The sequence below is a fragment of the Archangium sp. genome, assembly GCF_036388035.1.
In the GTDB taxonomy this organism is placed as follows: domain Bacteria; phylum Myxococcota; class Myxococcia; order Myxococcales; family Myxococcaceae; genus Archangium.
This window is the reverse complement of sequence record NZ_DASVSO010000957.1, coordinates 1-4,885: the sequence shown is the minus strand read 5'-3', so window position 1 is coordinate 4,885 and position 4,885 is coordinate 1. Positions and strand designations below refer to the sequence as shown.

The 4,885-nt window shown below is 66.3% G+C and carries 4 protein-coding genes and 1 tRNA gene; 2 read left to right on the top strand and 3 right to left on the bottom strand.

Features of this window, described 5'->3' with window-relative positions:
* The 3 genes from VF697_RS39545 to VF697_RS39535 all read right to left on the bottom strand — a co-directional run.
* Window positions 1-1,469 (bottom strand): hypothetical protein (locus VF697_RS39545; protein WP_331103365.1); only part of this gene is annotated, 1,469 nt, incomplete at its 3' end.
* 503 nt (window positions 1,470-1,972) lie between these two features.
* Window positions 1,973-2,068 (bottom strand) — tRNA-Sec (locus VF697_RS39540).
* Window positions 2,069-2,114: 46 nt separating this feature from the next.
* A complete protein-coding gene (locus VF697_RS39535) occupies window positions 2,115-3,191 on the bottom strand; it encodes a metallopeptidase family protein (protein WP_331103363.1) in 1,077 nt (358 codons plus the stop codon).
* Between the two features lie 89 nt (window positions 3,192-3,280).
* On the opposite strand from VF697_RS39535, the gene VF697_RS39530 reads away from it, so the two are divergent.
* Together VF697_RS39530 and groL are read left to right on the top strand one after the other, a co-directional pair.
* Window positions 3,281-3,637, top strand: a complete 357-nt coding sequence (locus tag VF697_RS39530; protein ID WP_331103361.1) for a response regulator — start codon at window positions 3,281-3,283, stop codon at window positions 3,635-3,637.
* A gap of 156 nt (window positions 3,638-3,793) precedes the next feature.
* Window positions 3,794-4,885, top strand: a 1,092-nt coding sequence (groL, locus tag VF697_RS39525; protein ID WP_331103359.1) for a chaperonin GroEL, incomplete at its 3' end; no start/stop codon positions are given.

Genomic DNA, 4,885 nt, shown 5'->3' with positions numbered 1-4,885 from the left:
GAAGGACCCCGCGTGTCCTGGGGCGTGTCGCGCTGCAACGCTCGGGTGGCGGTCAGCCAGTAGGAGGCGAGGACGCCCAGCTCCAGGCGAGCCGCTCCCAATTCCTCGTTGCTCGGATTTGCGCGCAACTCAGCGAGAGCTGCGTCCCTAAGCTCCGCTAGGCGCGCCTCTTCTATCGCGCGGGGACTAATTTCCCACGAGGTGTTCTTGCGGACGCCCGGCAGCGTGAAGGTGCGCTGCACGGCCGAGCGCACGGCGTGGACGAGCAGGTCATTCCCTGGCCGCCGATACATGTGGCGGTAGGGACGCATGATCAACTCGGCGGCGAGCTTGATCTTGTCGTCCTTCGCCAGCCGCTTCTTCTCGCCGAGTCCGCGGACCGCCGCCGAAACCACCGCGCTGTTGCGTTCGTCATGGAAGACGCGCAGAAGCTTGGCCGCCCGCACATCGGGGTACACCGAGAACCCGTGGCGCTTGAGCTGGTCGGGCGGGATCATCCCCATGAGGTAGTTACGCTCGGTTTCGGTGATTCGCCCTGCGTCCAGCAGAAGGTCGAGAACCTTGTCTGCGATCTCATCGATTTGCGACCCCTCGGGCCAACCTTTCGGGGGCGCGACGTGGATCTCGGCCAAGATCGCCCTTATCGCCTCGACGATGCTCGGCACCACCGCGCCTGGCCGCACTGGTTCGATTGAGAGCAGGATCCGCGCTTGCGCGACCAGCGCACGGTGCGATCGCCGCTCCTCGAACGTTGTTTCTCCGAGGGGCCGGTTCTGAATGGCGGTGATTCGTCCGAGTTCAGCACGCCAGGTGCGGGGGTCCGCGCTGGTCAGTCGGTAGACCACGTCAGCCGAGTCGAAGGACGTGAACTGGTGGCACCAGGACACGCGGGTGGCACCGTCCATCGCGGTGAGCGCGACGACCTTATCGGCACCGTCCCGGTGGCGGATTTCGGTAAGCGCCACCGTCAGGGGTTCAAGGGCGCCATCAACCCCGATGTCCTCCCCGAGGGACGCATTCTGGTGACGCAGGTGGGCAGCCGAGTCTCGTAGGATCTCCTCGACGTGCTCGGGGCTATCACCAGTGAGGATGAGAGCGGTGTTGGTGCCGTCCGCCTCCACCGTCAGGGTCTTGTTCTTCGCGCCTCCTCCCATTCCCGACACAGGGTAGGCACGGCGTTCCCTTTCACGGGGGTTCACAGGGTTCACCGAGATCATCGGTGTGAACACGTCGGCGATGATGAACTTCGCGACGCCGCCGGGGAACCGCTTGATCAGGGGTGAATCGAGCTGTCGTCGTACGGCGGTGGGGTCGACGAGAGCGCGACCAATGGCGGCCGCGTGTTCAGGCCGCATCTCGTACTCGCGGACGAATCGCTCCGTGAGGTGGGCGCGCGATGACTCCTTGGGCAGGGTGACCAGAGCGAGAGGTCGCTCTGTCTCGTATTGGGTTGGGGTTTCCGTGGACATCTGCTCATCCTCATCAACGAGAGCGCTCCTCTCCCAGAGAGGCGCTCGATCTATGACGGGGGCCAAGCCCTATGTCGCACACGGCCCCCCGCAGCGGACGGCACCGATGCCGACGTAGCTGCGGCGGCTTCGGACCGAGGAGCGAAGGATTGGCAGATCCAGAAAGAGCCCCACTACAGCCTGGGAACTACGTTCTGGCGTGTGCCGCAAGAGAAGCACGGGCCCGGTTGGGTCGGTGCTTCTCCTTCCCATCTCGAGGGAGACCGAAGAGCGCGGATCGACCATAGCGGTCCCTGCTGGTGGGCACAAGCAGGGAGGTGGTCGCGAGCCGGCTGAACATCGCCGGTGTTGATGGTCACTCACCGGCAATCGCGCGAGGCGAATGCCCACCCAGCCTTCTACGCAATTTGTACGTAGTCGACTGAACGCCTGCGTACCCGTCCGAACACTTGGACCTGTTGAGTCGATGGCGCCAAGTGTCCGTTTTCAGAAGAGAAACGGGTCGGTAGGACAGAGGAATCGAACCTCCCAGGGACATGTCTCCATGCCCCCCACCGGTTTTGAAGACCGGGCCGGCCACCAGGTCCGGAGGTCCTACCACTCGCGATTACTGCCGGGCCTCGTGCTCCGCGTCAACGTCGCGTTTCAGTCCAACCCGCGCTCCCACAGGTCGTCCTCGTCGAGCCCCATCAGGTGCCCCACCTCATGCATCACCGTGATGCCGATCTGCTCGATGAGCTCGTCCCGCGTCTTCGCGAAGCGCTCCAGGTTCTTCTGGTACAGCACGATCGACGCGGGGTAGGGGTCGAACTCTCCCATGATGCTGTGTCGCTCTCCCACCGGCGAGCCCCGGAACACCCCCAGGATGCACGGCGAGAGCGGCGGCGACTCCCCCAGCAGATCCTCGTCCTTGGGAATCTCCTCCACGGCGATCGTCACGTTGTCCAGGTACTCCTTCACGTGCCCGGGCAGCGCCTTCACCGCGGCCTCCACCGCCTTGTCGAAGGCCTCCTCGCCCAGCTCCACCGGCGGGGGGAACTCCTCGGGCGCCAGCGCCTGTGCCTTCGCGAATCGTTTGCGCGCCTCCTTCGCCTCGCCCCGCCGCTCCGCCAGCAGCCCCAGGTAGTGGTGCGCCCACGGCTCGTCCGCCGTGTCCCGCAGCAGCTGCTCGAAGGCCTCTTGCGCCTGCGGGAACTGGCACAGCTCGAACAGGGCGATGGCCCGCTCCAGCCGCGCGTCCACCGACTTCGGCACATGCCCCAGCGCCGCCTCCAGGCTCACCAGGGCCCGCGCACATTCGCCCACCTGGTTCAGCCCCGTGCCCTCCAGCAGGAGGAACTCGAAGAGCAGCTCCACGTCGCCCGCCCGCTGGGCCAGCTTCTTGCCTCGGGCGCACAGCTCCAGGCCTTCCTCCACCGCCTCGCGGTCGTCTCCCGCGCGGCCCACCAGGCACTCCGCCGCCCCCATCAGCAGCTCCAGGTCGTCCGGGGCCGCCTTCAGGGCCCGCCCATAGGCCTCCAGGGCCTCCTCCAGGCGTCCCAGCTCCGTCAGGACGGCCGCCCGCCAGTGCAGGGCCTCGGGGAGCCCGGGGGCCTCGGCCAGCAGCGACTCCGCCCCGGCCAGCGCCTCCTCGAACGCTCCCTCTTCAAATGCCGCCGCCACCCCGTCGAGCCGTACCTCCACGTCCGACGGCGCCGCCTGTTTCGACGTACGCTTCCCCATGCGCGGCCACATACGAACCCCTTCCGCGCGTTGTCAACGTGCGGTGTGGCTGTTACGTTCCGCGGCCCCGTCACCCCTCGAAAGGGCCCGTGAACATCCTGGTCGTGGATGACGATGTCGAGTTGTGCACGCTGCTCTCTCGGTTCCTCGAGAAGCATGGGTACACCGTCTATTCTGCGGCCGATGCTTTGCAGGCCCTGGACATCCTCGAGCGGCACACGGTGGGGCTCGTCATCAGCGACTACCGGATGCCCCACATGGACGGCATCCAGTTCACCGCGATGCTCAAGGCCGACCCCCGCCACCAGCGCACCGCCGTCATCCTCATGACGGGCAATGCCGACGGCAACGTCCACGACAAGGGCCTGCGCAAGGGCGTGGCCCTCACGCTCGAGAAGCCCCTGGACTTCAATCAGCTTCTCAACCTCGTGCGCTTCGCCGAGTAGCCCGCCTGGCCTCCGCGCCGTCCGCTCCCCCACAGGCCCGCCGTTCCGTGTTGACAAGCCGGAGCCGGCTCTTATTTTGGCGCTCGCTCGGGCCGAGTGCTAACACCCGCACTTCGGCCCCCGTAGTCCATTCCCCAGTCTTTTCAGGAGGTTATGATGCCAGCCAAGGAGATCTTCTTCCACCAGTCCGCCCGCGAGGCCATTCTGCGCGGCGTGCGGATTCTCTCGGATGCGGTGGCGGTGACCCTGGGTCCCAAGGGCCGCAACGTGGTCATCGAGAAGTCGTTCGGCTCGCCCACGGTGACCAAGGACGGTGTGACGGTCGCCAAGGAGATCGATCTCGAGAACCGCTTCGAGAACATGGGCGCCCAGATGGTCAAGGAGGTGGCCTCCAAGACCTCGGACAAGGCCGGTGATGGCACCACCACGGCCACGGTGCTCGCCCGCGCCATCTACGAGGAGGGCCTGAAGCTGGTGGCCGCCGGCCACAGCCCGATGGACCTCAAGCGCGGCATCGACAAGGCCGTCGAGGTCGTGGTCGCCGAGCTCAAGAAGCTGTCCAAGAGCACCACGGACAAGAAGGCCATCGCCCAGGTGGGCACCATCTCCGCCAACGGCGACGAGACGATCGGCCACATCATCGCCGACGCCATGGAGAAGGTGGGTAAGGAGGGCGTCATCACGGTGGAGGAGGCCAAGGGCCTCGAGACGACGCTGGACGTGGTCGAGGGCATGCAGTTCGACCGCGGCTACGTGTCGCCGTACTTCGTCACCAACCGCGAGCGCATGGAGGTCGTGCTCGACGACGCCTACCTGCTCATCAGCGAGAAGAAGGTCTCGTCGATGCAGGACATGATCCCCATCCTCGAGCAGGTGGCGCGCGCTGGAAAGCCCCTGCTCATCATCGCCGACGACATCGAGGGCGAGGCCCTGGCCACCCTGGTGGTCAACAAGATCCGCGGCGTGCTCAACGTGGCCGCGGTGAAGGCGCCGGGCTTCGGTGACCGCCGCAAGGAGATGCTCAAGGACCTGGCCACGCTGACGGGCGGCACGGTGGTGAGCGAGGAGCTGGGCCACAAGTACGAGGCCCTCACCCTCAACGACCTGGGCCGCGCCAAGCGCGTCACCATCGACAAGGACAACACCACCATCGTCGACGGCGCGGGCGCGCGGGCGGACATCGAGGGCCGCATCAAGCTCATCCGCGGCCAGATGGAGACCACCACCAGCGACTACGACCGCGAGAAG